Source organism: Pseudomonas sp. URIL14HWK12:I12 (genome assembly GCF_003097135.1).
GTDB lineage: Bacteria > Pseudomonadota > Gammaproteobacteria > Pseudomonadales > Pseudomonadaceae > Aquipseudomonas.
This window is the reverse complement of the sequence record NZ_QEQL01000001.1, coordinates 738,272-763,794: the sequence shown is the minus strand read 5'-3', so window position 1 is coordinate 763,794 and position 25,523 is coordinate 738,272. Positions and strand designations below refer to the sequence as shown.

The following is a 25,523-nucleotide window of genomic DNA, read 5'->3' as shown; positions in this document are numbered from 1 at the left end:
CTTCCACTCGAGGTTCGAAGAGTTGCCATGGGGCGCCAAGTACTGATGTACCTGTCTCACGCTGTTAAACGCATCGTTGAAGGTTTTACCCCGCAGGCGCGGGATGACGCGCACGAAACGCAACGCACGTCGCTTGCGTCCGTGCTGATGATCGTAGGTCTGTCGCTCTACATCGCAGGTGGCCTGGGCTACTACGCCAAGGCCCATCTCTGGGACGTACTGACCGAGCAACAAAAAGCAATCGTCGTTCAGGCCATGATGACCAACGACCAGATGCTCTGACGCAAGACCTCTGCTGCATTTCCGCTTGCTGCAAGCGGGCACTCCAAAAACAAGATTCATACCGGTGGTTGTCGTTCTACATCCTTGGGTTTCACGGGTTCGTGAAGGTCTGGGCGGTCGCTGCGTGTCGACATTTCGGCGCGCAGCAGCGGCAGGCACTGCGGGTATTCCCGGTTGATCCAGGTGATCAGGCGTTCGCGCATATGGCAGCGTGCGTCCCAATTCCTGGACGAATCGGCCGAGCTGAGCAGAATGCGCACCTGCATCGATTTTTCGCCGGTGTCGGTGACCTGCAGCACGCTCACTCGGCCGTCCCACAGGTGAGGGATCTCGTCGCACACGCGCTTGACCTCTTCGCGCAGCGCCTCCAGGGGCAGGGAATAGTCGACCCAGAGAAACACCGAGCCGATCAGCATCGATGCGCTTCGGGTCCAGTTCTGGAACGGCTTTTCGATGAAATAGGTCAGCGGCACCACCAGGCGCCGCTCGTCCCAGATCTTGACCACGACGTAGCTGCCGGTGATTTCCTCGATTCGCCCCCATTCGCCTTCGACGATCACCACATCGTCCAGGCGAATAGGTTGCGAAATCGCGATCTGCAGGCCAGCGATCAAGTTGCCCAGCACAGGCTTGGCCGCAAAGCCGGCCGCAAGCCCCGCAAGGCCCGCAGAGGCCAGCAGGCTGGTGCCAACCTGTTTGACCGCCGGAAAACTCATCAGCATCAGCCCGGTGCCGAACAAGATGACGACCACGTTCAGGCAGCGCACCAGCACCCGCACCTGGGTCTGGATACGCCGCGCGGCCAGGTTGTCCTCCACCTCCAGCGGGTTGCGCAGGGCCACGGTTTCGGCCACTGCGCGCACGCAGCGCAGTGCCAGCCAGATGAAAGCCGCCACCACCAACAACCCATTGGTGTGCCGCACACTGTTGATCAAGTAGATGTCATCCGGCGCGCCTGTCCAAACCGACTGCAGCGCCAGTAGCGGCAACAGCCACAGGCTGGGTTTCTCGGAATACTTGATCAGTTGCTGGGCGAACAAAAAACTGTGCGCCACCCGGCGCAGCACGATTAGGCCAGCCCAGCGCACTACCAGCACCACCAGCACTGCGATCGCTGCCGCGATCAGGGTGCTGAGCCAGGGTAAGGGCACCGCATCCAGCCAGCGCTCTGGAATCAACTCATTCATGGCTACCACGCAAAACTTCAGGGTCAGTGATTAACGACCCCTGTGCGCAGCCACAAGTTTCACCCCACAAGTGGCAGGCTAGGCGGAGCTGAGCCTGCTTACGAAGGCAGCCAAGTTGCGAAATCGACTTCACGGGCGCTGAGGATGGCCTGCACACGGTTGTGCACCCTCAGCTTGCGCAAAATCGCCGAGACGTGCGCCTTGACCGTGGTTTCGGCGATGGCCAGGTTGTAGGCGATCATCTTGTTCGACTCACCCCGAGCCATGCGCTCGAGCACCTGCAACTGCTTGCGGGTCAGGGCACGCAGCAATTCGGCAGGTACGCCATTGGCGCTGGCGCCCACGGTATGGCTGGGGGGCGTGCTGGTGCTGCTGCGGATGATTTCAGGCGGCAGATAGACGTTGCCGCCCAGTACCTGGCCGAGCGCGTCTGTGATTTGCTGGCGGGGCGCCGACTTACTGATGAACCCGACCGCGCCGCAGGTGATTGCCTGCAGCACTACGTGCTTGTCCTGCTCGGCCGAAACGATCACCACCGGTACGGTCGGCGCCTCGTTGCGCAGGCTCACCAGGCCGCCCAGGCCATGCATGCCGGGCATGTTGAGGTCGAGCAGAATCAGGTCGAGGGTTTCATCGCTGCGGGCACGGGTGAGGGTTTCGGGCAGGTCGCAGGTCTGGCTGACCTGGCAATGCTCGAAGCTCGAGGCCAGCACGCTGTGGATAGCATCACGAAACAGCGGATGGTCGTCGGCGATCAGGATGTTGTACACGGTGGGTCACCTTATTGTTCTTGGCGGACGCGCGCTCATGATAGGCCCGCTCCCACCTTCGACGCGGAAAACTCGTACCAAAGTAGGACGGCTCAGCGCGCCGTAGCGCCGAACGCGCCCACTTCCTGCGCCAGCATGCCCAGCAGCCGGCTTGCTCCGACGCTCAGCTGCCGGCCCAGGCGGGTGATCAATTGCGCCTCAGGCCTGGCGAACACTTCGTGCAGCAGCGGCAGCGCCACCAGGCTGCCGGCCGCCAGCTCCTGTTCGGCCACGAAGGCCGGCAACAATGTCACGCCGCCTTCGACCGCATAGCGCTTGAGCATCGCCAAGGTATTGCAGGTGAGCGTCGGAGTAAGCGCCACACCCAGCTGATGCTCGGCGTGAGTGAGGATCTGGCGGATGCCGTAGGCGGCCCCGGGCAATGCCAGGCTATGGCGGTCCAGGCCCTGCAGGCTGATCGCGCCGGGCTCGCGCGCCAGCGGGTGATCAGGGGCGACGATCACTCGCACTGGCTGAGCGCGGCGCACGTGGGCACGGATCTTCGGGTCGTTCGCAGGGTTGAATACCAGGCCCAGGTGCGCTTCGTCTTCGACCACCTGGCGGATCACCTCATTGCTGCCGGCGATGTTTACGCGCAGCTCGATACGTGGGTAGCGCTCGGAAAAGCGCGCCAGCGTGCCAGCCAGAGCATCCATGAAACCTTCACCAGACGCCAGCACCAGGGTGCCGCTCTGCAGACCGCGCAGGGCCTGCAGCGAATCGAGCAGCACCTCCTGCTGGGCCATGCGTTGCCGGTAGTAGTCGAGCACGCGCTCTCCCGCTTCGGTGGGTTTTACCCCCCGACGGTGGCGCTCAAGCAACGCAGCACTGAGCTCGTGCTCCAACTGAGCGATATGCCGGCTGACGGCCGAAGGCGCGACGTCCAGGGCGTCGGCAGCGGCGCGTACACTGCCCAGCCGCACTGCTTCGAAAAAATAATGAATATGGCGATCCTGAACCAAGCTCATAACCCACCTGTGTTGCGTTCAAAGCAACAAAATTGGAATTTTGTGATTATTGCTGGCACGGCTGCGTGCTGTCCATACTCCTTTCAGCATTCCACAGCACACAGGCAGGCGGTTCATGGCGATCACGGTAGGCATCATCGGGTTGGGCAACATGGGCGGTGGCATGGCGGCCACCCTTGCGAGCAAAGGGTTTGACGTACGTGGCTTCGACCCGGCGCCGGCCGCCCGTGAGGCCGCAGCGAGCAAGGGCGTGAAGACCAGTGCCGACCGTGCGCAGGTGATCGGCGCGGCACAGGTGCTGATCCTCTCGCTTCCCAAGGCCGAGCACGTTCAGGCCGTGTGCCTTGGCGAGCAGGGCGTGCTCAGCGTTGGCCAGCCCGGCCTGGTGGTGGTCGACACCACCACCTCCACTGCAGCGATGAGCCGTGAGGTAGCCCAGGCGCTGGCCGGGCGCGGCATCGGTTTTCTTGACGCACCGGTGTCTGGAGGGCCCAAGGGCGCGGCCAGCGGGACCATGAGCATGGTGCTCGGCGGTACCGCCGAGCACCTGGCCACGGCGCAACCGGTGCTCGAGGCCATGAGCGGTACGCGCGTGCATGTGGGGGATACCGGTGCCGGCAACGTCGCCAAGATCGCCAACAACCTACTGGCCGCCGCACACCTGATCTCCACTGCCGAAGCCTTGAGCCTGGCCGCCAAGGCTGGGGTGCCGCCTGAGCGGCTGCTCGAAGGTATCAATGCAGGTTCCGGGCGCAGTGCCGCGAGCCAGGTGATGTTTCCGACCTGGGTGCTCAACAAGGCCTACGACTCCGGTTTCAGCATGGCGCTGATGCGCAAGGACGTAGGCCTTGCCCAGGCGCTGGCCGAAGAGCTAGGTGCCGACCTGCCGCTGGCGCGCCTGGTCGGCGAGCTGTGGCGCGATAGCGCCCAGACTCTGCCCGATGGCAAAGACTTCTGCTGCATCGCCCAACGCACCGATGCCGCCCTGTTTGGAGACCAATGACATGAGCTGGAACACCCTTAACGAACTGATGCAGCCCTTCTGGGGCGAACGTACGCAAGTAGCCAGCCTGATCGGTGGTGAATGGGTAGAGGGCGACGGTGAGCCGGTGCAAGTGCGCAATGCTCACGACGGCAGCCTGCTGATGCAGTATGCCGACGCCAGCGCCGCGCAGGTCAGCCGTATCGACGCTGCAGCGCGTGCCGCGCAGGCCCAGTGGTGGGCGCTCACCGGCCAGGCCCGGGGCCGGATCCTGTACCAGGTCGGGGCTCAGTTGCGCGCACACGCAGGCACCTTGTCGCAGATCGAAGCGATCGGTGCGAACAAGCCGATCCGCGATGCTCGGGTGGAGGTCGCGAAGGTCGCGGAGATGTTCGAGTACTACGCCGGCTGGGCTGACAAGCTGCACGGCGAAGTGATCCCCGTGCCCACTACACACCTGAACTACGTCACCTATGAGCCCTTGGGGACGGTATTGCAGATCACTCCGTGGAACGCACCGATCTTCACTGCTGGCTGGCAGGTAGCCCCGGCCCTGGCTGCCGGCAACGCGGTGATTCTCAAACCATCGGAGCTGACTCCGTTGACCTCCCTGGTGATCGGCGTGCTGGTGGAGCGGGCCGGCGCGCCCAAGGGCCTGGTCAACGTGATCGCCGGCTTTGGCCACAGCATCGGCCAGGCGTTGATCGCCCAGGCCGACATTCGCAAAGTGGTGTTCGTCGGCTCCCCAGCTACCGGCCGCCACATCGCTACGGCGGCCGCTCAGCGCTGCATCCCGGCGGTGCTGGAGCTGGGCGGCAAGTCGGCCAACATAGTGTTCGAAGACGCTGACCTCGATGTGGCCCTGCGTGGCGCTCAGGCGGCGATTTTCTCCGGTGCAGGGCAAAGCTGCGTTTCAGGCTCTCGCCTGCTGGTGCAGGCTTCGATTTTCGAGCGTTTCACCCGGGCCCTGGCGCAGGCCGCGCAGCAGTTCAGCGTAGGCGACCCACTGAGCGAGCACACCCAGATCGGCCCGATCAACAACCCCAAGCAATTCGCCCATGTCAAAGGCATGGTGCAAGCCGCGCTGCACGACGGTGCCCGGCTGGTGGGCGAGGGCGCCGTGCCGGTGCCGGAAGGCAGCGGCTATTACGTAAACCCCACGGTACTGGCGGGCGACAACGCCATGGCCTGTGCCCAGGAGGAGATCTTCGGCCCAGTGGTGGTGGCAATCCCCTTCGAAACCGAAGCCGATGCGGTGCGCATTGCCAACGACAGCCGTTTCGGCCTCGCCGGGGCGGTGTGGACGCGTGACGTCGGCCGTGCCCATCGTGTGGCGCGCCAGGTCAAAGCGGGCACCTTCTGGGTCAACGGCTACAAGACCATTCATGTCAGCTCCCCGTTCGGCGGCTATGGCGAGAGCGGTTACGGCCGCTCCTCGGGCCTTGATGCGCTGCGTGAATACAGCGAGGTCAAGAGTGTCTGGGTCGAAACCGCCGCCATCCCCGCCGCCAGCTTCGGCTACGGCGCCAGCCTGGAGTGAACCTGATGCGTATCGATCCTGACTTGCTGGCCGAGGCCAGCGCGTGGCGGCAGAGCTTTCACGCCCAGCCCGAGCTTGGCTTCGCCGAGCACAATACTAGCGCCCGAGTCGCTGAGCTGCTCCAGGGCTTCGGCCTGGAGGTGCACTGCGGCCTGGGTGGCACCGGGGTGGTGGGCACGCTGAAGCGGGGCGCGGGCCCTGTGATCGGCCTGCGCGCCGACATGGACGCGCTGCCGATCCAGGAGCTGGGCCAATGCGCCCACCGCTCCCGCCACGAGGGCCGAATGCATGCCTGCGGCCACGATGGCCATACGGCGATGTTGCTGGCGGCGGCGCGGCACCTAAGTGGCCTGAACACCTTTCGCGGCACCGTGCACTTCATCTTTCAGCCGGCGGAGGAGAACCTCGGCGGTGCGCGCAAGATGATCGAGGACGGCTTGTTCCAGCGCTTCCCGATGGACGCAGTGTATGGCCTGCACAACTGGCCAGGGCTGCCGGCCGGGCAGGTGGCCGTCAACCCCGGTGCAATGATGGCTTCGCTGGACACCTTCGAGATCACCCTGACCGGCCAGGGTTGCCATGCAGCCATGCCCGAGCGTGGTGCCGACCCCATCCTGGCCGGCGCCCAGTTGATCACGGCGCTGCAGAGTATCGTTTCCAGGCGCCTGTCACCGCTGGACTCGGCCGTGGTGAGCATCACCCAGCTCAGCGCCGGCGAGGCGATCAACGTCATCCCGGAAAAAGCCACGTTGCGCGGCACCGTGCGCTGTTTGCAAACCCCCGTGCGCGAGCGGGTTCAGCACCTGATCGGCGAACTGGCCCAGCAGGTGCCGGCGCCGTTCGGCGTGCGCGGGGAGCTGGCCTACCAGGTAGGCTACCCGGTCACCGAAAATCACCCTGACGCGGCTGCGGGGCTGTTTCGAGCGGCGGTCGCTGCCTTGGGTGAGGCCAATGTACGCTGGGGCTGCCCGCCGTCGATGGCCTCCGAGGACTTCGCCTTCATGCTTCAAGCGTGCCCGGGCGCCTATTTCTGGCTCGGCGTGGATGGCGAGACACCGTCACGGGCCCTGCACAACCCTTGGTATGACTTCAACGACCAAGTGATCGAAGCCGGGGTGAAAGTCTGGACCGCATTGGTGGAGCAAGCGCTACCGAACGGCTGAGGGGTGTTGCGGCCAGCGCAACGTTAAGTGAAGCCGTTGATATCGGCGCGCTGGCAGCCCAAAGGCATAATGCCGCTATTGAAGTGACCGGCCCTTCGACAATAAAGCCGGCACCGCTACTGCTTTGAACACTGCCCCGGGCGCCTCGCGCGCCCCCTGAACAACCACAACAATCTCTGGCCAGCTATGCCTGGCCAGCAGGTGAGGGGATCGTCATGCATCACGCGCACAGCGCTTCACTGAGCGGCCAGCCAGCCGTGTCCGCCACCGCCCGCCTGTACCTCTGGGCGGGCTTGGTGCTTATCCTCGCCGAATGGATCGGTGCTATCAGCCTGCCTCTGGGGCCGGGCAAAGTGGTGCTGTTGCCGATGGTCTGGGCGTTGCTGTTCGGTGCCGTGATCGGCCTGGCCAGCACACGCCTGCCACGCAGCCTGGCGGTAACGCCAGCCCTGCAGGCGCGCTCGGCATCCATCCTGCAACCGGCGCTGCTGGTGTTCGTCGCCAAGCTCGGCCTGGTGGTGGGGGGCTCGTTGCCTCTGGTGTTCGCTTCGGGCTGGGCACTGGCATTTCAGGAGTTCGGCCATTTTGTCGGCACGGTGTTGCTGGGGCTGCCGGTTGCGTTGCTGCTGGGCATCAAACGTGAAGCCGTGGGCGCGACCTTCTCGGTAGGCCGCGAACCCAGCCTTGCAATCATTGGCGAGCGCTACGGCATGGACTCCCCCGAAGGCCGCGGCGTGCTGGCCGAATACCTGACCGGAACACTGTTCGGTGCGCTGTTCATCGCGATCGTGGCGGGCTTTGTGACCAGCCTGGGCATCTTCGATCCGCGCTCGCTGGCCATGGGCTCGGGTATCGGCTCAGGGAGCATGATGGCAGCTGCAGCCGGCGCCATCGCTGCGCAGCAGAGCGCCGAGGTGGCCAAGGAGGTCATGGCTCTGGCTGCGGCGTCGAACCTGATCACCACCACGTTGGGTACCTACTTCACGCTGTTCATCTCGTTGCCGTTGGCGGTATGGGGCTATCGGGTACTGGAACCGCTGATCGGCCGCACCACCCGTGCTTCGCAGGCTTCTGCCAGCGTGAGCGCCAATGAGGTCGATCTGGAAACCCGCGAGCTGGGCTGGGGCGGCAAGGCCTGCGCGTGGGCGGCGGCTGGCGTCCTGGCGTTGCTGGCCAACTGGGTGGGCTACAAGACGCTCTCGGCTGCGGCCTTCGAGGGCATGGCGATCATGGTCCTGGCCGTGTTCATCGGCGAGCTGCTGTGCGTCGCGCTACGCCGGAAGATCCCTGCGGTATGCACCGTGTCGGTAGTAGCGATGTTCATGACCTCGCCACTGAGCCCCTGGGCCGCGCAGGTCACAGCCTTGACCAACAGCGTGAACCTGCTGGCGGTGATCACCCCAATGCTGACCTTCGCCGGGCTCTCGGTGGCCAAGGACCTGCCGGCGTTCCGGCGGTTGGGCTGGCGGATCGTGCTGGTATCGTTTCTGGCCAACCTTGGTACGTTTATCGGGGCAGTGCTGATTGCCGAGGCGTTTCATTGAAACCTACTGGGATTGTTGGCCTCACTTACCCCATGGGCTAAGAAAGCCGGTCCCGTAGGGCGCCGGTGGTTCAAGGAACTGTGTTGCGCATTCAATGGGGCAGCGATTGATGATGAATTCCCATACAAGGTGCTGCGTACGTGAGGGGGGATAAGATCATGACGTACCTCCATTAGGGGGGATAGCGCGTCGTCTGAGTCGTAGGAGGCCGTTGAGCTGGTCGAGGCTCTACGGGCGGGAGCGGGAGCGGGAGCGGGGGCGGCGGCGGCGGCGGCGGCGGGGGCAGCTGTAGGTGGAGTGCCCGGTGGCCTCTGGCGAACGTGTGGCTCGACTCTGTTCACTTGCAGCTTACTTTTACGCAATGTTTGCGCTTGCGCTTTTTTTCTCCAATGCAGTGCCAGCTTGCGCACCATGGCCATGACTACGGAATGACTGGTGGCTCCCCCGATGTCGGCGCGGTTGACCGGGTCAGCCATACAATATACGTAGCTGTTTGCGCCACCCGGGCCAAATGGGCTGTGATCGTCGGAGTTTGCCCATCGCATCAGCCCGGGCAGGTACGCCCGGTAGCCGTTACCTGCCAAGTATCCTTCGAACCCTCGTTCAAGTGCCATCTCGGCGAAAGCTAGGGTTTTAGGCCGGGTGCAACCAAGATTGCCGAATGGCATGTAGTTGAACCTGGCAGGTGGGTTTTCCAAGAGGCGAGTCTTTAAAGCGTCGCATGCGCAAAGTGTAGAGCTTGTTGGCAAGTTCATAGATGACTCCAGCCCAGTTTGACCCGGTAGCTATAGAGGGTAGTGATTCGAATATGAGGGGTTTGGTCTGGCAAAGTAACTGATAAGGTCTACAGGTCACCGGAAGCTATGGGGCGAGTGCCGGGGGGCCACAAGTCGCATTGACGCCCTGCCTGCCTCAGGTTTACATGGGGTCACATAAGAACGACTGATCCGAGAGCCTCGCCATGGCATTGGACGCTTCCCCTTTCGCCGCACCCACGGCCGCGGCCCGGCAAGCCCGGCTGTTGGCCTTGACCTCGTTGGCCTTGCTGGCGTTCGCCGGTAATTCCTTGCTCTGCCGGCTCGCCCTGAAGGCCACCGCACTTGACCCGTTGAGCTTTACGGCCCTGCGTTTGGTGAGCGGCGCCGCCATGCTCGTGTTGCTGTTGCGCTTGCGGGCGCCTCGAACCCCGGTGGCGGGGAGCCTGGCTGGGGCGGTTGCCTTGTTCCTGTATGCGCTGTGCTTTTCCCTGGCGTATGTGCAGGTCGAAGCAGGCGCGGGCGCGTTGCTACTGTTCGGTGCGGTGCAGTTGACGATGCTGCTGTTCGGCCTGGCGAAAGGGGAGCGCTTGAGCGGGAAAAGCAGCGCCGGGTTGCTGTTGGCGACCGCCGGCCTGCTTGCCTTGCTGCTGCCCGGAACGGATGCCCCCCCCTCTGCTGGCCTGTGCGCTGATGGCACTGGCCGGTGTCGCCTGGGGTGTGTACAGCCTGTTGGGCAAGGGCACCCAGGACCCGCTGGCAGCCACCACCGGCAACTTTCTACGCGCCTTGCCCATGGGGCTGCTGGTGTGCCTGCCATGGCTGGCGACGTTGCGCTGGGATGGCCGGGGTGCCGTGTATGCCGTACTCTCCGGCGCGCTCGCTTCCGGCGTGGGCTATGCGCTGTGGTACAGCGTGCTGCCGCGGTTGCCGGCCTTCAAGGCCGCCAGCGTGCAGTTGAGCGTGCCAGTGCTGGCATCGCTGGCGGGTGTGCTGTTTCTGGGGGAGGCCCTGAGCCTGCGATTGGTGCTGTGTGCCACGGCCGTATTGGGGGGCTTGGCTCTGATATTGTGCGCGCGCCGCCAAGCCCCTTGAAGCTTCTTGCGTAAAGCTCGAAACTGCGAACTCCCGCCCCTTGCCACAAGGCTCGTGTTCCATGTTCGGCATCATCGATTTCCCGATCTTCCTGCTCGCTGTGTTCATTCTGAACGTGACGCCCGGCCCCGACATCGCCTACGTCGCTGGCCAGAGCGTGATGCACGGCCGCCGCGCCGGGTTGATGTCGGCGCTGGGCGTGTCGCTGGGCGGTTGCACCCACACAGTGTTCTGTGCCCTGGGCCTGACCGCGCTGCTGGCGGCCTCGCCCTCGGCCTTCATGATCATCAAGACCCTGGGCGGGCTCTACCTGGTTTACCTGGGCGTGCGCACCTTGCTGGCCGCGCGCAAGCCGCAGGTCGAGGGCAGGGTGGAGGTGCCCCGGCTCAGTCATCGAACCCTGCTGTTGCGCGGCTTCATCACCAACGTGACCAACCCGAAGGTGCTGCTGTTTTACGTGGCGTTTTTCCCTCAGTTCGTCGATGCCACCAGCCTGCACAAGACGTCCGCCTTCCTGCTGCTGGGGCTGGTGTTTGTCAGCAGTGGGCTGATGGTCGATGCCCTGGTGGCCTTGCTGGCGGCGCAGGCGCGCGGTGCGGTGAGTGCCCGGCCGCGGGTGCGGCAGTGGATCGATGGCTTGATCGGCACGGCGTTCGTCGGCTTGGGAGTGCGGTTGATGCTGGTGCGCCGCTGAGCCTTCAGGCAGCCTTATGCAAGGCTGCCTTGCTTCACCGCTGCCAGATACGTCCCCATCGGCGGGTTGTTGCTGAAGTACCCATTGATCCCGCCAAAGATCGCCGTGGCCACCTTCTGCCGGTGCCGGGTATCCATCAACCGCATGCAGTCGCGGCTATTGGAGATGAACCCGGTTTCGACCAGGATCGACGGGATGTCGGGGGACTTCAGCACGGCGAAGGCCGCCTGCTCGACACGCCCGGCCCCGTGCACGCCACTGACGTTACCCACGTTTTCCAGCACATTGCCGCCCAGGCTGAGGCTGCTGGAGATCGTCGCATTCATCGACATGTCGAGAATCACGTTGGCCAGCATTGGGTCTTTGTCACTGATGTTGAGCAGCTGCCGAGCGCCCAACAGGTCGGAGGCGTTTTCCTGATCGGCCATCCAGCGGGCCAGGGTCGAGGTGGCGCCATGCTCCGAGAGGGCAAACACCGAAGCGCCCTTGGCGGTGCGATTGGGCGCGGCGTCGGCGTGCACCGAGACGAACATGTCGGCGTTGTACTTGCGGGCGACTTCCACACGTTTGCGCAAAGGCACGAAGAAATCGTCGTTACGCACCAGCCGCGCCTGATAGCCTTTGGTCTGGTTGATCTTTTTGGCAAGCATCTGGGCGATGGCCAGGGCAACGTGTTTTTCCTTTTGCCCACCCGCACCGATGGCGCCCGGGTCCTTGCCGCCGTGGCCGGCATCCACCACCACCACGATGTCACGGTGTACACCGCCTGGGCGTGGCGCTGGCGCGGCCTTGGCCTGTATGGCCTGGGCTGGCGCGGGTTCAGGCTCCAAGGCCTTGGCCGGCTTATTGCTGGCCAGGATCGGCCCGCCACGTTGCAGGTCGAGCACCAGGCGGTCGCCCTTGCCTTCACCGGGGCCCAGGGTGAACGCGGTGGTTTTCACCGGCTGATCGAATTCGAACACCAGGCGTGTGTCGCCATTGGGGCGCAGGCTGCTGCGCACTGCCTTGATCGGGCCCTGGCTTAGGCTGGCGGGCGTCGCGCCGGGCGCTAGCCGGGTGCCGCGCAGGTCGAGAATCAGCCGGGGTGGGGCATCGAGCTCGAAGGTCTGGTATTTCACCGGGCCGGAAAGGTCCAGCACCAGGCGCGAAGTGTCGCCGTGGCCCCAGGCACGGGCAGCCAGCACTGTCTGGCCGGCGGCGCGCGCGATGGCGGGTAGCGGTAGCGTCATGCCTGCCAGGAGCAGGGTCAGGATCTGACGTCTGTGCATGGTAGGTTCCTGCAATGATTGCTCATGAATGTTCTGAACGTTATAGAGTAACGGGCTGATTTTGGTATGAATTTACTCTCCCTTTACAGTTCTCCGATAATGAAGAAAACTTTTGGTTCGCGATTGCGACTAAATTGACATCATTTTCAGCCGCCAAGCCGCCCCATGGACCGTTACCACACCCGCGAATGGGAACCCCACGAGCGGCCGACACTGCCCGGCTCGCCCTCAACGCCGCTGCATCGTCCACGCAGGCGCCTGGCCTTTGGCCTCGTCGGTTTGCTGGTGGGCATCACGGGCGGGCTGGGCAATGCGCTGGTCACGGCAAACCTTGTTTACCTGCAGGGTGCATTGGGCGCCACCACCGCTGAGATGGCCTGGCTGCCGGCGGCCTATGTGATGACCAACGTGACCATGAACCTGCTGCTGGTGAAGTTTCGCCAGCAGTTTGGCCTGCGTGCATTCACTGAAGTGTTCCTGGGGTTGTATGCCCTGGTCACTTTCGCTCATTTGTTCGTTAACGACCTGGGCTCGGCCATCGCGGTGCGTGCCGCCCACGGCATGGTGGGGGCGGCGCTCAGCTCGCTAGGCCTGTACTACATGATCCAGGCGTTCCCTACCAAATGGCGGCTCAAGGCGCTGGTGCTGGGGCTGGGCACGGCGCAGTTGGCGCTGCCGCTGGCTCGGCTGTTTTCCGAAGACCTGTTGCAGATGGGTGAGTGGCGGGGGCTGTACCTGTTCGAACTTGGCCTGTGCCTGGTGGCGCTTGGTGCGGTACTGTGGCTCAAGCTCCCGCCGGGGGACCGCTTCCATACATTCGAGCCGCTGGACTTCCTCACCTTCGCCTTGTTAGCCCCAGGGGTCGGCCTGCTGGTGGCGGTGCTGTCGCTGGGGCGCATCGACTGGTGGCTTGAGGCGCCGTGGATCGGCTACGCCCTGGCCGGCAGCTGCATCTTGATACTGGCTGGCTTGTGCATCGAGCACAACCGCATGAACCCGCTGTTGATGACGCGCTGGCTGGGCAGTGGGCCTATCCTGCGCCTGGGACTGTGTGTGGTGTTGATCCGTATCGTGACCTCTGAGCAGTCCACCGGGGCCGTGGGCTTTCTGCAATACCTGAACCTGGGCAGCGAACAGCTGTTCAGCCTGTATGCGGTGATGCTCGTGGGCAGCCTGGCAGGGCTGGCTTTGAGCGCATTGACGATTCACCCTGAGCACCTGTTCAAGCCGCTGCTGATTTCCCTGGCGATGATGGCCTGTGGTGCGGCCATGGACACATTCTCCAGCAACCTTACGCGCCCGGCGCAGATGTACCTGTCGCAATTCCTGTTGGCGTTCGGCTCTACGTTTTTCCTGGGGCCTACCATGGTGCTGGGGGTGCGCAATGTGATCAGCAACCCGCGTAACCTGGTCAGTTTTTCGGTGTTGTTCGGCATCGCCCAGAACCTGGGCGGGCTGGTGGGGGCGGCGTTGCTGGGCACCTGGCAGATCGTGCGCGAAAAGTATCACTCCAGCCTGCTCACCGATCGGCTGCCATTGTATGACCCGCTGGTCGCCGCTCGGGTGCAGAGCGGGGCGGCGAGCTACGCCAGTGCCCTGCCGGGCAGCGCCGAACGCAACGCTCAGGGCCTGCGCGCGCTGGCCAGTGCTACCACCCGCGAAGCCAACATCCTGGCCTACAACGACACCTTCATGCTGATTGCCATCATCGCCGTGCTGACCCTGATCTGGATCTCGCTACGCGTGCTCTGGCTGCGCAGCACCACCCGCACGCCTGCCGCAGGTTCCACGCCCTCATGACAGACCAACCGCAGAACACCACCACCACAGCAGTGGCGGCCACTCCCGATGGGCAAACCCCGCCGCAGCAACCCGCTGCCCAGCCCCGGTCTCGCCGTGCGCGGCTGTGGTCGGCGGTGCTGTTCGGTGCTGTGGCGTTGGCTGGCGTGTTGATCGTGCTCTATGCCTGGCAACTGCCGCCGTTCACCAGTGCCATCGAAAGCACCGAGAACGCTCAGGTCAAAGGCCAGGTCACGGTGATAAGCCCGCAGCTATCGGGCTACGTGTTCGAGGTGGCGGTGCATGATTTCCAGTTCGTCAGGCAGGGGGAGCTGCTGGTGCGCCTGGACGACCGCATCTATCAGCAACGGCTGGAGCAGGCCCTTGCTCAACTGGCGACCCAACAGGCAGCGCTGGCGAACAATCAGCAGCAGGAGCGCAGCGCCCAGGCCACTATCGCCCAACGCCAGGCCGGCATCGGCGACAGCCAGGCGCAAGCGCAGAAGGCGGCTGCGGACCTGCGCCGCAATCAGGCGCTGATCACCGATGGTTCTATCGCCCAGCGCGACCTGGACGTGACCCGGGCCGCCAATGCCCAAGCCCGGGCCGCGGTAGAGCAGGCAAAGGCCGCGTTGGAAATCGCACGCCAGGATTTGCGCAGCGTTGTAGTCAACCGCCAGTCATTGAAGGCGGCCGTGGCCAATGCAGAGGCGGCAGTGCAACTGGCACGTATCGATCTGGCCAACACTCGCATCACCGCGCCGCGTGATGGGCAACTGGGGCAGATCGGCGTGAAGCTGGGTGCATGGGTCAATTCCGGCGCACAGTTGATGGCGCTGGTACCCAATACTCTGTGGGTGATCGCCAACATGAAGGAAACCCAAATGGCCGACCTGCGAATTGGCCAACCGGTGCGCTTCACGGTCGATGCCCTTGACCACGCGGCACTGACTGGCAAGGTCGAGCAGGTTTCACCTGCCACCGGTTCTGAATTCGCATTGCTGCAGTCTGACAATGCCACCGGCAATTTCGTCAAGATCGCTCAGCGCATCCCGGTGCGGATCAGCATCGACCCTGACCAGCGCCTGGTTGAGCGCCTGCGCCCGGGGATGTCGGTGGTGGTGAGTGTGAATACCGCCGATCACTGAGGTGGCGCGCCGGCAGGTTACAGCCTTGAACGGCTTGGCCCGGCGAGATCTCGGGTTTCTCGAAACCTGCGCACGTGTTCGATCAGCGCACGCAGCTTGGCCGGCATATTGTGGCGGCTGGGGTAGTACAGGTAAAACCCGGGAAACGGCGGTAGATACTCCTGCAATACCGCCTCCAGCTCCCCGCTGCGCAGCCAGGGCGCGAAGGTGGCCTCGATGCCAAAGGTGATCCCGCCGCCAGCCAGCGCCGTACGCAGCATCAGCCACATGTCGTTGGTAGTGATCTGCGGCTCTACCGCGACAGCGAACGCCTGGCCTTGCTCGCTGAATTCCCATCGCCATGGGGCGGTGTCTGGGCTTGGGCGCCAACCGATGCAGCGGTGGTTCACCAGCTCGCGTGGGTGCCCGGGCCGCCCATGGCGGGCCAGATAGGCAGGCGTCGCCACCGCCGCCTCGCGCTGCGGCCCGGTCAACGGCACCGCAACCATGTCCTGTTCGATGACCTCTCCCAGGCGCACCCCGGCATCGAAGCCGCGCTCGACGATGTCGAATACCTCATCGGTCACGGTCACGTCCAAGGTGATGCGCGGATACGCCTCGGCGAAGCTGGCAACAAGTTGGCCCTCCAGGAAGTCTTCGGCAATCGAAGTGACCGCCAGGCGCAGCAGGCCTTGCGGGGGGCCATGGTCGGCAGCATCGTCCAAGGCGCCGGCCAGGGCCGCCAGGGGTTCGCGGATTTGACGCAGCAGGCGCTCGCCCGCTTCGCTGGGCCGCACGTTGCGCGTGGAGCGCAGCAGTAGCGCCACACCCAGAGAGTCTTCAAGCCGCCGCACGCTCTGGCTTACAGCCGAGCGGGTGACGCCCAGTTGATCGGCAGCCGCTCGAAAGCTACCAAGTTGGGCCACGCGTTCGAATACGCTCAACAGATTGAAATCAGCAGGCATTGGTAACTCTGGCTAACGGCGGTGTTAAGTATTGAGGGGCTTATCTGGACAATGTTCCGGGCTTAGGCTGGCGCCAATCCTGTCCAACCGGAGCAAGTCCATGAAAAAGGTTGTTTTGATTACAGGCGCATCCAGCGGTATCGGCGAGGGTATTGCGTGCGAGCTGGCCGCAGCCGGCGCTACGCTCTGGCTAGGTGCACGCCGTGCTGACCGGCTCAGCGCCCTGGCTGAACGGCTCAGGGGAGAGGGCGCGCAAGTGCACTGGCGGGAGCTGGACGTGACCGACGCCGAAGCTGTAAAAGCGTTCGCCGCGCAGGCTCGGCAGGAATCAGGGCGTGTGGACGTGATCGTCAACAATGCAGGTGTGATGCCGCTCTCGCCCCTGGCTTCGCTCAAGACGGACGAGTGGGAGCGCATGATCGATGTGAACATCAAGGGTGTGCTCAACGGCATCGCCGCCACGTTGCCAGGCTTCATCGAACAGGGCAGTGGCCAGGTGATCAACATCGCTTCGGTAGGTGCGCTCAGCGTGGTGCCCACGGCTGCAGTGTACTGCGCTACCAAGTACGCAGTGCGGGCGATCTCCGATGGCCTGCGCCAGGAACACCGTGACATACGTGTAACTTGCGTGCACCCGGGTGTGGTGCAAAGCGAGCTGGCCGACAGCATTACCGATGCGAGCGCACGTGAAGCGATGCAAAGCTACCGTGCCGTAGCCTTGCAACCCGACGCGATCGGCCGAGCAGTGCGTTTTGCTATCGAACAGCCTGAGGGGGTGGACCTGAACGAGATCGTCATCCGGCCCACCCAGACTGTGCAATAAAGCGCGCTTAGCGCTTGAGTTTGATCACGTCACCGGAAACGGTGGTGGTGTAGCCGGTCAGCACCCAGGCCCAGAACCATTTTTCCTGAACCTGGGTGTTGATCAAGGCATCGCCGCCGCGTGCCTGGATGGCCGCGCTCTGCGCACGCACGAAACGGGTGTTCTGTTGAATCGGGATCACCCCGAACAACAGCAGGCCGGTGGCCTTGGCTTCGCTGTGGCCAACCACGGTGTACTGGCTGCTGTCGTAGTGAGGGGATTGCATCGGGGTGCTGGTGCAGCCTGCGAGGGCCAACAGTGCTGCTGCGGCGGCGGCTTTGAGGGTACGGGTCACGATACTGCTACTCCATGTGAAGCCCCGGGTCCATTCCGGGGGCGGCGCACTTTAGCGGATCTGTAGGATTTTCGACACAGCGATCGCACTGGACAGCCGAAGGCAGGCTTACTATTATGCGTTTCATATATGTTTCGTATAAAAGGTGAGGCTGCCCATGGGCATCGTCAAGATCTCTGATTCGTTGCACGAAAACCTGCGCATCGCCAGCACGGCGCTGTCGCGCTCCATCAATGCCCAAACCGAGCACTGGCTACGGGTGGGGATGCTCTCGGAGCTATACCCCGACCTTAATCACCAGGACATCTGCCGCCTGTTGATCAGCCTGGAAGCCAAAGGCGAGCTGGCGCTGAGCGAGTTGGTCGGCCAGTGGCAGTCGCCGCGCCAGGCGGTGGCCCGATGAAAAACATTCCCTTGCGTTCGGCCGCAGAAATCGCTTCGGCCAAGGAAGCGGGCATGCGCACGGCCGAGGTATTGGCCATGATCCAGGAGCACGTGCAGCCGGGCGTGAGCCTTGATGAGCTCGACCAGCGCTGCAATGAATACATCGTCAAAAAACTCAAGTGCATACCGGCCAACGTGGGTTACCACGGCTTTCCGAAAACCGTCTGCGCTTCGGTCAACGAAGTGGTGTGCCATGGTATTCCGAGCCCGCGCCTGCTTGAAGACGGCGACATCCTCAACCTCGACGTCGCGCTGATTCACAACGGTTGGTACGGCGACACCAGCCGCATGTACCTGGTGGGCAACCCGTCGGCGAAGGCGCGTAAATTGGTGGATACCACCTTCGAAGCGATGTGGGCCGGCATCGAAGCGGTACGCCCCGGCGCCACCCTCGGCGACATTGGCCATGCCATCCAGAGCGTGGCCCAGCGCGACGGTTTCAGCATTGTGCGTGAGTACTGCGGGCATGGCATTGGCCAGGTCTACCATGGCGACCCCCAGGTGCTGCATTTCGGCAAAGCCGGGTTCGGCATGCGCCTGAAGGAAGGCATGATCTTCACCATCGAGCCCATGCTCAATGCCGGCAAGCATGGCACCCGTACCCTTGACGACGGCTGGACCGTGGTCACCCAGGACCGTTCGCTGTCGGCGCAGTGGGAACACATGGTCGCGGTCACCGCCCACGGCTTCGAAGTGCTCACGCCGTGGCCGGATGCCTGAGCCGCCTGGTCAGTCTGCCTGCAGCCGCGCCAGGGTGGCTGGGGCCATGCTGCCGGCCCGGCTGACCACGGCATAGTTGAAACCCGCCCCTGACCAGTAGTCGGCCTGCAACTCGCCGTCCTGGCGGCTGCCACGCCCGAGCATCTTGTGTTTGGGCCCGGGCGGGCGAATGTAGAAACTCACTTTTTCGCCGTCCGCGCCCTCATACAGCACCATCGCGGCGGCGCCTTGTTCAGTGTTGAGCAGGCGCGCCGCGACAGGGCGCAGGCCGGCGGTGTCCAGGTTCGGCAGGCGCTGGGCACGGGCGAAACGCTGGTCGAGCCACTGCTGCAGGGTTTGCCGGTCTTCAGCCGTCATGTCGGCAGGCATCATGCCTTGCTGGGCAAACAGCCGGTAAGCTTCCAACGCATCCCCCATGGGGGCGGGCGTAGGCGTTTGCATTGCCCGGCCATGCCAACCTGCCAGTGCGCCGATCCCCAAGGCCAGTACCAGGCTGGCCGCACGCGCCAGGTGGCGATGGCGGCGTTGGCGTATGCGCTGGCGCAGTGTGGCTGGGTCCAGCGCCGGGTTGGCCGGCAGCGCCAAAGCCCCACCCAGGCTGGCCCGCAGATGTTGGGCGTCGTCTCTCCAGGCCTGCACGCGGCGGGCTACCTCAGGATGCTGCGCCAACCAGGCATCCATTGCCTGGCGGTCGGCGTCGCTCAAGCGGCCATCGACCCAGGCATGCAGGGCTTGTTCGGAAGGGGGCAGGGTAATCATTTCAACCTCCGCAGGCGTGGCCCGTTGATTTCGCCCTCACTCAACTGGCGCAGGGCCTGGCGGGCCCTTGATAAACGTGACATCACCGTGCCCATGGGCACTTGAAGCATTTCTGCGACCTCTTTGTAACTCAGCCCCTCGACCGAAACCGCCAGCAGCAAAGCTCGCTGTTCGGCTGGCAATTGTTCGAAAGCACCCAGGCTGTGCTGGGCCAGCACGCTGCGCTCGGTGGAGGGCGCCCGTTCTTCATCGCTGCCACGGCCAAACAGCTCCAGCAGGCGTGCGTAACGCCGGGCGCTACGGTGGTTGTCGACGAATCGACGGTAGAGGATGGAAAACAGCCAGGCGCGCAGGTCGCCATCGGCACGCTTGCCGGCCAGATGAGTGAGCGCGCGCTCCAGGCTCGCCTGTACCAGGTCGTCAGCGGCACTGGGGTCGCGGGTCAGCGACAGCGCAAAGCGTCGCAGCCGTGGCAACAGGTCACGCAGTTGCTCATCGAAATCGTTCATGGCCGGGGCCTGTTGGGTGTCCAGATGCGGTAGACGTTCAAGCCGAGGGATTATTCCCTTGGCCGGTATTTGATTTGCACTGCGGAATAAACCTCGGCGCCCGTGCGTCCTCCCAGAAATGCGCAGCCAATCGATGAGGAATACGCCGTGACCGATGAACCCGTAGCCCTGAGCCCGCTGGCCAAAGCCTTCAGGCTGGGCCTGATCGCTTTGCCGGTGATCGCGCTGGGCGCAGGCCTTGCCTGGGCCCGTGACCTGTTCGATCCTACCCGCCTGACGCCTGCGCGCCTCGTCGATACCCTCGAAGGTGGCAAAGCACACCCAGGTTACCGGCGCAATCATGCCAAAGGCGTGTGCGTGACCGGCTGGTTCGAAAGCAACGGGCAGTTGCAGCAGGCCTCGCGCGCCGCACTGTTCGCACCGGGGCGCACGCCGGTGGTGGGCCGTTTTGCGCTGCCCGGCCCCAACCCTTACGCCCCCGACAGCAGTGTGCCGATCCGTAGCCTGGCGTTGCGCTTCACTCAACCTGACGGCCAGCAATGGCGCACCGGCATGAACAGCATGCCGGTGTTCGCCGTGGGTACGCCCGAGGCGTTCTTGCAGATGCTGCAAGCCAGTGCGCCGCTGCCCGATACAGGCAAGCCCGACCCCGCCAAGCTGCAGGCTTTTTTTGCCAACCACCCGGAGACTGCGCCGTTCCGGGCCTGGGTCAAGACCGCCAAGCCTTCCCCCAGCTATGCCAGCGAGCGCTACGAGGGCTTGAATGCCTTCTACCTGATCGATGCCCAAGGCACGCGCCAGGCTGTACGTTGGCGGGTGCTGCCGCAGGCAAGCGATGCCGGCCAGCCAGCCGGGCAGGGCGCCGATTACCTGGCCGCGGACCTGAAACAGCGCTTGGCCCAGGGCCCGCTGCGCTGGACCTTGCAGATGAGTTTCGCCGGCCCCGGTGATGTGATCGACGATGCCAGCAAGCCATGGCCGGCAGATCGGCCCACGGTAGACGCTGGCACCCTTGTGCTTGACCGTGCGCTGGACCAGAACGACGGCCCCTGCCGTGATGTGAACTACGACCCCACTGTCTTGCCCGAAGGCATCGAAGCCTCCGCCGACCCGCTGCTGGCGGCTCGCTCGGCTGCCTATGCCGCTTCGTACCGCCGCCGCGCCGGTGAAACCGCTGCCCTGCAGGAGAAACAGCCATGAAACAGGCCCCCGAGCATTTCGCCCCCCTGGCGCGCTGGCTGCACTGGGTAATGGCCGTATTGTTGCTGGCGATGCTGTTCATCGGCGCCGGCATGGTGACCAGTGTTTCCGAGCGCCACCAGTGGCTGATTCATTTGCACAAGCCGTTGGGTATCGCACTGCTGGCTTTGGCAGTGCTGCGCGTGGCGGTACGGCTGGGGACGCGCCAACCGCCATTGCCGGCTGACCTGCCCAAGCCCCAGGCGCTGGCCGCCAAGGCCTCCCACCTGCTGCTCTATGGCTTGATGGTGGCCTTGCCGCTGATTGGCTGGGCGATGATCAGCGCCGCTGGCGACCCAGTCACCCTCGCCCCGGGCGTGCAACTGCCGCCGCTTCTGGGTGCCGATGCGCCAACCTTTGCCCTGTTGCGCACTGCCCATGGCTACTTGGCGTATCTGCTGTTTCTGACGGTGCTGGTGCACTTGGCCGCAGCGCTCTACCACGGGCTGATCCGCCGTGATGGCGTGCTGCGCTCAATGGTGCGCGGGCGCTAAGCCGCCATCGGTCAGCCGCGTGCCAGGCGCGGGAGTGCACGGCTTGTGAGGGGCGTGGCAGGGGCGTAAAATTGCTCCTTCACGCCGTAGCCTTACTTAAAACATCCATAAAAACCCGCGTGCCGTTCACCGCAGGCTCAGGCCTGGGGCGCGGCGGCTGGGGGCTTTTCGGGCGCCGTGCCACCGTCTGGAAGGAAGCCCTCCTGCATGCAAACACCCTCCACCCAAGCGCCTGCGGGCAGCTGGCTATGTGTCGTCGCACTTGCGCTGGCGGCGTTCATCTTCAACACCACCGAATTCGTCCCGGTCGGGCTGCTCAGCAGCATCGGCGCAAGCTTTGCCATGACTCCGGCCCAAGTGGGCTTGATGCTCACGGTGTATGCCTGGATCGTTACCTTGGCCTCGCTGCCGTTGATGCTGATGACGCGCAACATCGAGCGCCGCGGCTTGCTGCTGGGGGTGTTTGCTTTGTTCATCGTAAGCCATGTGCTTTCGACCCTTGCCTGGAGCTTTTCGGTGCTGCTGTTCAGCCGGCTGGGCATCGCACTGGCGCATGCTGTGTTCTGGTCGATCACCGCGTCGCTTGCCGTGCGCATGGCCCCGCCAGGCAAATCGGTGCAGGCACTGGGCCTGCTGGCGACCGGCACGGCCCTGGCCATGGTGTTGGGCATCCCACTGGGGCGTATCGTGGGCCAGGCGCTAGGGTGGCGCATGACATTTCTCAGCATCGCCGTGGCTGCCGCGCTGGTAATGGCCTGGCTGGGCTGGGGCCTGCCGCGCTTGCCCAGCCAGAACTCCGGTTCGCTGCGCAGCCTGCCGTTGATTCTCAAGCGCCCGGCGCTGGCCATCAGCTATGGGCTTACCGCGCTGGTTGTGACTGCACAGTTCACCGCCTACAGCTATATAGAACCGTTCGTTGCCAACGTCGCGCACCTCGATGGCAGCACTACCACCGTACTGCTGTTGTTGTTCGGCGGCGCTGGGCTGATCGGGTCGCTGGTGTTCAGCCGCTACAACGATCGATACCCACAGGGCCTGCTGATCGCCGCCATCGGCACCCTGGCACTGTGCCTGGCGCTGCTGTTGCCGCTGGCCGGCAGCGCACGATGGCTGGGTGCGCTGTGTGTGCTGTGGGGTATGGCGATCATGTGCTTTGGCCTGGTGATGCAAGCCCGCGTGCTGGCCTTGGCGCCCGATGCCACGGACGTCGCCATGGCGCTGCATTCGGGGATCTACAACGTGGGCATAGGCGGCGGGGCGCTGCTGGGTAGCGTGGTCAGCCTGCAAGTCGGCGTGGCCAGTATCGGCCTGGTGGGCGGCCTGCTGGCGTTCGCCGGGCTGGGGGTATGCGTTGCGATGGCGGTGCGATTCGGGGAGGGGGTGTACCGGCCGGCAGGGCAGGGTGGTACCTGACAAAGCTACCAGTAGAGCCCCGCCGGCCGTTAGCCTAGCCTAGGTTAAGCACTACCTTCATTATCCGGGCGGCAATGCCGCAGGTGGTCACGATGAGTGTGCTACTGGGAACCGACAGCCAGATGTCCTGTTGCGCAAGGCTTGAGCGCCACACAGTGGAGCGGATTTCGTACGCCAGCTTCGGCTACTCGCCGGCACTGGCCCGATATCGCAGCGTGTGGGGGTCATTGATCAGCGAGCAAAGCCCCGGCCTTTACCTTCCAGGCAATGGGCGTCGGGCTTATTGCTCCTGGATGTTGCAACGATTCGCGATGTCTGATGCCCTCAGCCCTTTCGCACGGGGAGGGCTCAATGCGTATGCCTGGTGCCTGGGGGATCCGATCAACCGTGTCGACCCTGATGGAACCTTTTCGTTAACCCATCTGCTCCGCGTCGTTTCAACGTTCATCAAGCTTCTGAAGAAACCCAGGCACTTCACGGACCGCCTGGGCAATTTCAGCACCCTGACGGGGACGGTAGGGGGGGCGATGCATACCTACGGGCACCCTGTGGGGCCGGCCCTGATGAAGATATCAGTAGCGATACGGGGTGCGTTGATGATGTATCAACACGCAGGTACGATTGCCAATGCAATCAGACATCCCGTGGAGACGGTTCGATTGGCAGGGCGCAATGCCGTGTCGGTATTGTGGAACTCCATTCCCTATCCTTTCGAAGAATGGCGTGGCTCAAGGACGCACAGCGCCATCGACGTTGTATGACTGGGCAGGCCAAAGCTACCCTGCGCATTGCCCAGCGGCATTGGGGCGATCATCAAGTGCCCAATCGCGCCTCTTTCGACGGCGGATAGCCAAAATAGGCCGTGTAGCGCTTGCTGAAATGGCTCGCCGAGACGAACCCGCAGGCAATGGCCACATCGAGAATCGACAACTCCGAATGCTGAAGCAGTCGCCGACCCTCGGTGATTCGCAACTCCAGGTAGTGCCGCTGGGGTGTAGTGCCCAGTTGCTCCTTGAACAGGCGCTCGATCTGGCGGCGTGAGCGGCCCACATAGTCGGCCAGTTGGTCCAGCTCCAGCGGCTCTTCGAGGTTGGCGTCCATCAGGTTGACCACTTCGCGCAGCGGCGCGGTCATTTTCACGTTGAGCGTGGGGTTGACTCGCCGGTAGCGTGAAGCTTCGAAGGCCAGGATGTCCTCGATGCCTTCGACCAGGGCCCGCCCATGCAGCAGGCCGATCCATTCCAGGGTGAGGTAGAACGCGCCGCTGGGGCTGGCGGCGGTGAGGCGGTCGCGGTCGATCACGTAGCTTTCGCTGGTTACGTTGCTGGCCTTGGCGATTTCCGCCAGGGCAGCGCGATGCTCGGGGTGTACGGTGCAGCGGTAGCCGCCAAGCAAGCCGGCCTGGCCCAGGAACCAGGCGCCGTTCCACAGGCCGGCCAGGTCAAGCCCGTGGCGAGCAGCGGCCTGCAGCAGGTGCGCCAGCTCCTGGCTGGGGCGCAGCGGCGTACGCAGGCCCCCGCACACCACCAACAGGTCGAGCTGCTCCAGGTCCATCGCCGCCAAGGCTGCATCCGGGCGGATCACCAGCCCCAGGTCGCTGGCCACTTCCTCGCCGCTGAGGCTGAAGGTGCAGGTGCTGAAAGCCTTGGCCTTGAGCAGGTTGGCAGTGACCAGGGTGTCCAGTGCCTGGGTGAAGGCTGGCAAGGAAAAGTGCTCAAGCAGAATGAACCCCGCGCGGGCCTGGCTGGGTGGCTGTTTTTGTTGTTCGCCCAGGTAGCGCAGGTTCTTGCCTTGCATCCCGGTGCTGAATTGCCTGCGTTCGACCAATCTGCGCCTCGAAGAAGGGCTGGAGTTGGCGGCATTCTAGGGGCGGGGCATGGGGCGCAGCCATAGGCGGCCAGGCCGATGGCGCAAAACGCAATGGCGATGCCGCTTGCCGAATAGTACTGGTCATTCATACAGCTATCGGTTAAAAAGGCGGCTTCGATCCTTTCACTGCCCGGGGGCTGGCATGAGCTTGAATGTGGTCAGCCTCGACGGGCTGCTCGACCAACGTCGCGTATGGCGCGCCGGCCAGGCATCAGGGCCACGGGAGGGAGGCCAGCCTACTGGCCATGTGGCGCTCGATAGCTGCCTGCCCAGCGGCGGCTGGCCACCAGGGGCACTGTCGGAAATTCTACTGCCAGCCCCTGGCTGTGGCGAGCTGCAGCTGCTCTGGCCGAGCCTGGCGCGCCTTACCCAGGCTGGCGAAAAGGTAGTGTTGGTAGCCCCGCCCTGGGTGCCGTACCCACAGGCCTGGCAGGCGGCAGGGGTGGTGCTGGAGCAGCTGGCCTGGGTGCGGGCGCCGGCGTCGCAAGTGCTGTGGGCGGCCGAGCAGTGCTTGCGCTCGGGCAGTTGCGGCGCCGTCTTGTGCTGGCCAACCCAGGCCGATGATCGCACCTTGCGCCGCCTGCAAGTGGCTGCCGAGGCAGGCCAGGCCCTGGCCTTCGCCCTGCGTGGGTTGTCGGCGGCACATAACCCTTCACCGGCGGCCTTGCGCCTGGCCATCGAGTTGCGGCCGCCGCGCTGGCGGGTGCTCAAGTGCCGAGGCGGCCAGGTGCCGGCTCAACCCATCGCCTGGCGAGGGTAGG

General features: G+C 64.2%; 26 protein-coding genes and 1 pseudogene. 17 read left to right on the top strand and 10 right to left on the bottom strand.

Annotated features, from left to right (window positions below):
• The first annotated feature begins 27 nt into the window (after positions 1-27).
• Positions 28-282: a hypothetical protein gene (locus F474_RS03615; RefSeq protein ID WP_097083900.1), complete on the top strand. Its 255-nt coding sequence runs from the start codon at positions 28-30 to the stop codon at positions 280-282.
• A 56-nt stretch (positions 283-338) separates the two neighbouring features.
• Here F474_RS03615 and F474_RS03610 read toward each other — a convergent pair whose 3' ends face one another.
• From F474_RS03610 to F474_RS03600, 3 genes are all read right to left on the bottom strand, one after another.
• Positions 339-1,469 carry a mechanosensitive ion channel family protein gene (locus F474_RS03610; protein ID WP_097083901.1) on the bottom strand — a complete coding sequence of 377 codons (1,131 nt, stop codon included), beginning with the start codon at positions 1,467-1,469 and terminating at the stop codon, positions 339-341.
• Positions 1,470-1,567: 98 nt separating this feature from the next.
• Positions 1,568-2,239, bottom strand: coding sequence for a response regulator transcription factor (locus F474_RS03605; RefSeq protein ID WP_097083902.1), 672 nt, complete (start codon positions 2,237-2,239; stop codon positions 1,568-1,570).
• Between the two features lie 92 nt (positions 2,240-2,331).
• A complete protein-coding gene (locus F474_RS03600; protein WP_097083903.1) occupies positions 2,332-3,246 on the bottom strand; it encodes a LysR family transcriptional regulator in 915 nt (304 codons plus the stop codon).
• A 115-nt stretch (positions 3,247-3,361) separates the two neighbouring features.
• On the opposite strand from F474_RS03600, the gene F474_RS03595 reads away from it, so the two are divergent.
• From F474_RS03595 to F474_RS03580, 4 genes are all read left to right on the top strand, one after another.
• Positions 3,362-4,249, top strand: a complete 888-nt coding sequence (locus F474_RS03595; RefSeq protein WP_097083904.1) for an NAD(P)-dependent oxidoreductase — start codon at positions 3,362-3,364, stop codon at positions 4,247-4,249.
• A gap of 1 nt (position 4,250) precedes the next feature.
• Complete coding sequence (locus F474_RS03590; protein WP_097083905.1) at positions 4,251-5,768, top strand: aldehyde dehydrogenase family protein; 1,518 nt, start codon at positions 4,251-4,253, stop codon at positions 5,766-5,768.
• Between the two features lie 5 nt (positions 5,769-5,773).
• Positions 5,774-6,931, top strand: coding sequence for a M20 aminoacylase family protein (locus tag F474_RS03585; RefSeq protein WP_097083906.1), 1,158 nt, complete (start codon positions 5,774-5,776; stop codon positions 6,929-6,931).
• Between the two features lie 215 nt (positions 6,932-7,146).
• Entirely contained in the window at positions 7,147-8,475 is a 1,329-nt protein-coding gene (locus tag F474_RS03580; protein WP_097083907.1) for a DUF3100 domain-containing protein, read from the top strand.
• Here F474_RS03580 and F474_RS23165 read toward each other — a convergent pair.
• Positions 8,469-9,143 carry an RHS repeat-associated core domain-containing protein gene (locus F474_RS23165; RefSeq protein WP_371919425.1) on the bottom strand — a complete coding sequence of 225 codons (675 nt, stop codon included), beginning with the start codon at positions 9,141-9,143 and terminating at the stop codon, positions 8,469-8,471. The two genes, F474_RS03580 and F474_RS23165, sit on opposite strands and share 7 nt — an antisense overlap.
• Before the next feature lie 293 nt (positions 9,144-9,436).
• Here F474_RS23165 and F474_RS03570 point away from each other — a divergent pair.
• Together F474_RS03570 and F474_RS03565 are read left to right on the top strand one after the other, a co-directional pair.
• Positions 9,437-10,325 (top strand): annotated as a pseudogene (locus tag F474_RS03570) (DMT family transporter).
• Positions 10,326-10,386: 61 nt separating this feature from the next.
• Positions 10,387-11,019, top strand: coding sequence for a LysE family translocator (locus F474_RS03565; RefSeq protein ID WP_097083908.1), 633 nt, complete (start codon positions 10,387-10,389; stop codon positions 11,017-11,019).
• Between the two features lie 14 nt (positions 11,020-11,033).
• Here the strand turns inward: F474_RS03565 and F474_RS03560 are convergent, their stop codons facing one another.
• Positions 11,034-12,287 carry an N-acetylmuramoyl-L-alanine amidase gene (locus F474_RS03560; protein ID WP_097083909.1) on the bottom strand — a complete coding sequence of 418 codons (1,254 nt, stop codon included), beginning with the start codon at positions 12,285-12,287 and terminating at the stop codon, positions 11,034-11,036.
• A 165-nt stretch (positions 12,288-12,452) separates the two neighbouring features.
• On the opposite strand from F474_RS03560, the gene F474_RS03555 reads away from it, so the two are divergent.
• Entirely contained in the window at positions 12,453-14,087 is a 1,635-nt protein-coding gene (locus F474_RS03555) for an MFS transporter (RefSeq protein ID WP_097083910.1), read from the top strand.
• Positions 14,084-15,214, top strand: coding sequence for an HlyD family secretion protein (locus F474_RS03550; protein ID WP_097083911.1), 1,131 nt, complete (start codon positions 14,084-14,086; stop codon positions 15,212-15,214). Before F474_RS03555 ends, F474_RS03550 begins: the two co-directional genes overlap by 4 nt.
• Before the next feature lie 17 nt (positions 15,215-15,231).
• On the opposite strand, the gene F474_RS03545 is transcribed toward F474_RS03550, so the two are convergent.
• Positions 15,232-16,158 carry a LysR family transcriptional regulator gene (locus tag F474_RS03545; protein ID WP_097083912.1) on the bottom strand — a complete coding sequence of 309 codons (927 nt, stop codon included), beginning with the start codon at positions 16,156-16,158 and terminating at the stop codon, positions 15,232-15,234.
• A 100-nt stretch (positions 16,159-16,258) separates the two neighbouring features.
• Here F474_RS03545 and F474_RS03540 point away from each other — a divergent pair, with 100 nt between their 5' ends.
• The gene (locus F474_RS03540; protein ID WP_097083913.1) at positions 16,259-16,981 is read left to right on the top strand and encodes an SDR family oxidoreductase; all 723 of its coding nucleotides are present in this window, start codon (positions 16,259-16,261) and stop codon (positions 16,979-16,981) included.
• Between the two features lie 7 nt (positions 16,982-16,988).
• On the opposite strand, the gene F474_RS03535 is transcribed toward F474_RS03540, so the two are convergent.
• Positions 16,989-17,315, bottom strand: a complete 327-nt coding sequence (locus F474_RS03535; protein ID WP_371916111.1) for a hypothetical protein — start codon at positions 17,313-17,315, stop codon at positions 16,989-16,991.
• A gap of 157 nt (positions 17,316-17,472) precedes the next feature.
• Between F474_RS03535 and F474_RS03530 the strand changes: the two genes are divergently transcribed.
• Together F474_RS03530 and map are read left to right on the top strand one after the other, a co-directional pair.
• The gene (locus F474_RS03530; protein ID WP_097083915.1) at positions 17,473-17,718 is read left to right on the top strand and encodes a ParD-like family protein; all 246 of its coding nucleotides are present in this window, start codon (positions 17,473-17,475) and stop codon (positions 17,716-17,718) included.
• On the top strand, positions 17,715-18,479 hold the full coding sequence (gene map / locus F474_RS03525; protein ID WP_097083916.1) for a type I methionyl aminopeptidase: 765 nt from the start codon (positions 17,715-17,717) through the stop codon (positions 18,477-18,479). Before F474_RS03530 ends, map begins: the two co-directional genes overlap by 4 nt.
• A 9-nt stretch (positions 18,480-18,488) precedes the next feature.
• Here map and F474_RS03520 read toward each other — a convergent pair whose 3' ends face one another.
• Positions 18,489-19,238 carry an anti-sigma factor gene (locus F474_RS03520; RefSeq protein WP_097083917.1) on the bottom strand — a complete coding sequence of 250 codons (750 nt, stop codon included), beginning with the start codon at positions 19,236-19,238 and terminating at the stop codon, positions 18,489-18,491.
• The gene (locus F474_RS03515; RefSeq protein ID WP_097083918.1) at positions 19,235-19,747 is read right to left on the bottom strand and encodes a sigma-70 family RNA polymerase sigma factor; all 513 of its coding nucleotides are present in this window, start codon (positions 19,745-19,747) and stop codon (positions 19,235-19,237) included. Before F474_RS03515 ends, F474_RS03520 begins: the two co-directional genes overlap by 4 nt.
• A gap of 147 nt (positions 19,748-19,894) precedes the next feature.
• On the opposite strand from F474_RS03515, the gene F474_RS03510 reads away from it, so the two are divergent.
• The 4 genes from F474_RS03510 (at position 19,895) to F474_RS03495 (ending at position 23,654) form a co-directional block, all read left to right on the top strand.
• On the top strand, positions 19,895-20,947 hold the full coding sequence (locus F474_RS03510; protein ID WP_305881860.1) for a catalase family peroxidase: 1,053 nt from the start codon (positions 19,895-19,897) through the stop codon (positions 20,945-20,947).
• Positions 20,944-21,480: a cytochrome b gene (locus F474_RS03505; protein WP_097083919.1), complete on the top strand. Its 537-nt coding sequence runs from the start codon at positions 20,944-20,946 to the stop codon at positions 21,478-21,480. Before F474_RS03510 ends, F474_RS03505 begins: the two co-directional genes overlap by 4 nt.
• 207 nt (positions 21,481-21,687) lie before the next feature.
• On the top strand, positions 21,688-22,893 hold the full coding sequence (locus tag F474_RS03500) for a sugar transporter (RefSeq protein ID WP_097083920.1): 1,206 nt from the start codon (positions 21,688-21,690) through the stop codon (positions 22,891-22,893).
• A gap of 92 nt (positions 22,894-22,985) precedes the next feature.
• Positions 22,986-23,654, top strand: a complete 669-nt coding sequence (locus F474_RS03495; protein ID WP_097083921.1) for an RHS repeat-associated core domain-containing protein — start codon at positions 22,986-22,988, stop codon at positions 23,652-23,654.
• 52 nt (positions 23,655-23,706) lie between these two features.
• On the opposite strand, the gene F474_RS03490 is transcribed toward F474_RS03495, so the two are convergent.
• On the bottom strand, positions 23,707-24,690 hold the full coding sequence (locus tag F474_RS03490) for a GlxA family transcriptional regulator (RefSeq protein WP_176510718.1): 984 nt from the start codon (positions 24,688-24,690) through the stop codon (positions 23,707-23,709).
• A gap of 214 nt (positions 24,691-24,904) precedes the next feature.
• Between F474_RS03490 and imuA the strand changes: the two genes are divergently transcribed.
• Positions 24,905-25,522 (top strand): translesion DNA synthesis-associated protein ImuA, encoded by a 618-nt coding sequence (gene imuA, locus F474_RS03485; protein ID WP_097083923.1) that lies wholly within the window; start codon positions 24,905-24,907, stop codon positions 25,520-25,522.
• The last annotated feature ends 1 nt before the right edge of the window (position 25,523 follow it).

Coding starts and splice junctions, on each gene's coding strand:
- F474_RS03540 (WP_097083913.1), top strand. CDS start 16,259: ATGAAAAAGGTTGTTTTGATTACAGGCGCATCCAGCGGTATCGGCGAG.
- F474_RS23165 (WP_371919425.1), bottom strand. CDS start 9,143: ATGCCATTCGGCAATCTTGGTTGCACCCGGCCTAAAACCCTAGCTTTC.
- F474_RS03505 (WP_097083919.1), top strand. CDS start 20,944: ATGAAACAGGCCCCCGAGCATTTCGCCCCCCTGGCGCGCTGGCTGCAC.
- F474_RS03545 (WP_097083912.1), bottom strand. CDS start 16,158: ATGCCTGCTGATTTCAATCTGTTGAGCGTATTCGAACGCGTGGCCCAA.
- F474_RS03600 (WP_097083903.1), bottom strand. CDS start 3,246: ATGAGCTTGGTTCAGGATCGCCATATTCATTATTTTTTCGAAGCAGTG.
- F474_RS03590 (WP_097083905.1), top strand. CDS start 4,251: ATGAGCTGGAACACCCTTAACGAACTGATGCAGCCCTTCTGGGGCGAA.
- F474_RS03555 (WP_097083910.1), top strand. CDS start 12,453: ATGGACCGTTACCACACCCGCGAATGGGAACCCCACGAGCGGCCGACA.
- F474_RS03550 (WP_097083911.1), top strand. CDS start 14,084: ATGACAGACCAACCGCAGAACACCACCACCACAGCAGTGGCGGCCACT.
- F474_RS03530 (WP_097083915.1), top strand. CDS start 17,473: ATGGGCATCGTCAAGATCTCTGATTCGTTGCACGAAAACCTGCGCATC.
- F474_RS03595 (WP_097083904.1), top strand. CDS start 3,362: ATGGCGATCACGGTAGGCATCATCGGGTTGGGCAACATGGGCGGTGGC.
- F474_RS03560 (WP_097083909.1), bottom strand. CDS start 12,287: ATGCACAGACGTCAGATCCTGACCCTGCTCCTGGCAGGCATGACGCTA.
- F474_RS03585 (WP_097083906.1), top strand. CDS start 5,774: ATGCGTATCGATCCTGACTTGCTGGCCGAGGCCAGCGCGTGGCGGCAG.
- F474_RS03610 (WP_097083901.1), bottom strand. CDS start 1,469: ATGAATGAGTTGATTCCAGAGCGCTGGCTGGATGCGGTGCCCTTACCC.
- imuA (WP_097083923.1), top strand. CDS start 24,905: ATGAGCTTGAATGTGGTCAGCCTCGACGGGCTGCTCGACCAACGTCGC.
- map (WP_097083916.1), top strand. CDS start 17,715: ATGAAAAACATTCCCTTGCGTTCGGCCGCAGAAATCGCTTCGGCCAAG.
- F474_RS03490 (WP_176510718.1), bottom strand. CDS start 24,690: ATGCAAGGCAAGAACCTGCGCTACCTGGGCGAACAACAAAAACAGCCA.
- F474_RS03520 (WP_097083917.1), bottom strand. CDS start 19,238: ATGATTACCCTGCCCCCTTCCGAACAAGCCCTGCATGCCTGGGTCGAT.
- F474_RS03565 (WP_097083908.1), top strand. CDS start 10,387: ATGTTCGGCATCATCGATTTCCCGATCTTCCTGCTCGCTGTGTTCATT.
- F474_RS03580 (WP_097083907.1), top strand. CDS start 7,147: ATGCATCACGCGCACAGCGCTTCACTGAGCGGCCAGCCAGCCGTGTCC.
- F474_RS03495 (WP_097083921.1), top strand. CDS start 22,986: ATGAGTGTGCTACTGGGAACCGACAGCCAGATGTCCTGTTGCGCAAGG.
- F474_RS03615 (WP_097083900.1), top strand. CDS start 28: ATGGGGCGCCAAGTACTGATGTACCTGTCTCACGCTGTTAAACGCATC.
- F474_RS03500 (WP_097083920.1), top strand. CDS start 21,688: ATGCAAACACCCTCCACCCAAGCGCCTGCGGGCAGCTGGCTATGTGTC.
- F474_RS03515 (WP_097083918.1), bottom strand. CDS start 19,747: ATGAACGATTTCGATGAGCAACTGCGTGACCTGTTGCCACGGCTGCGA.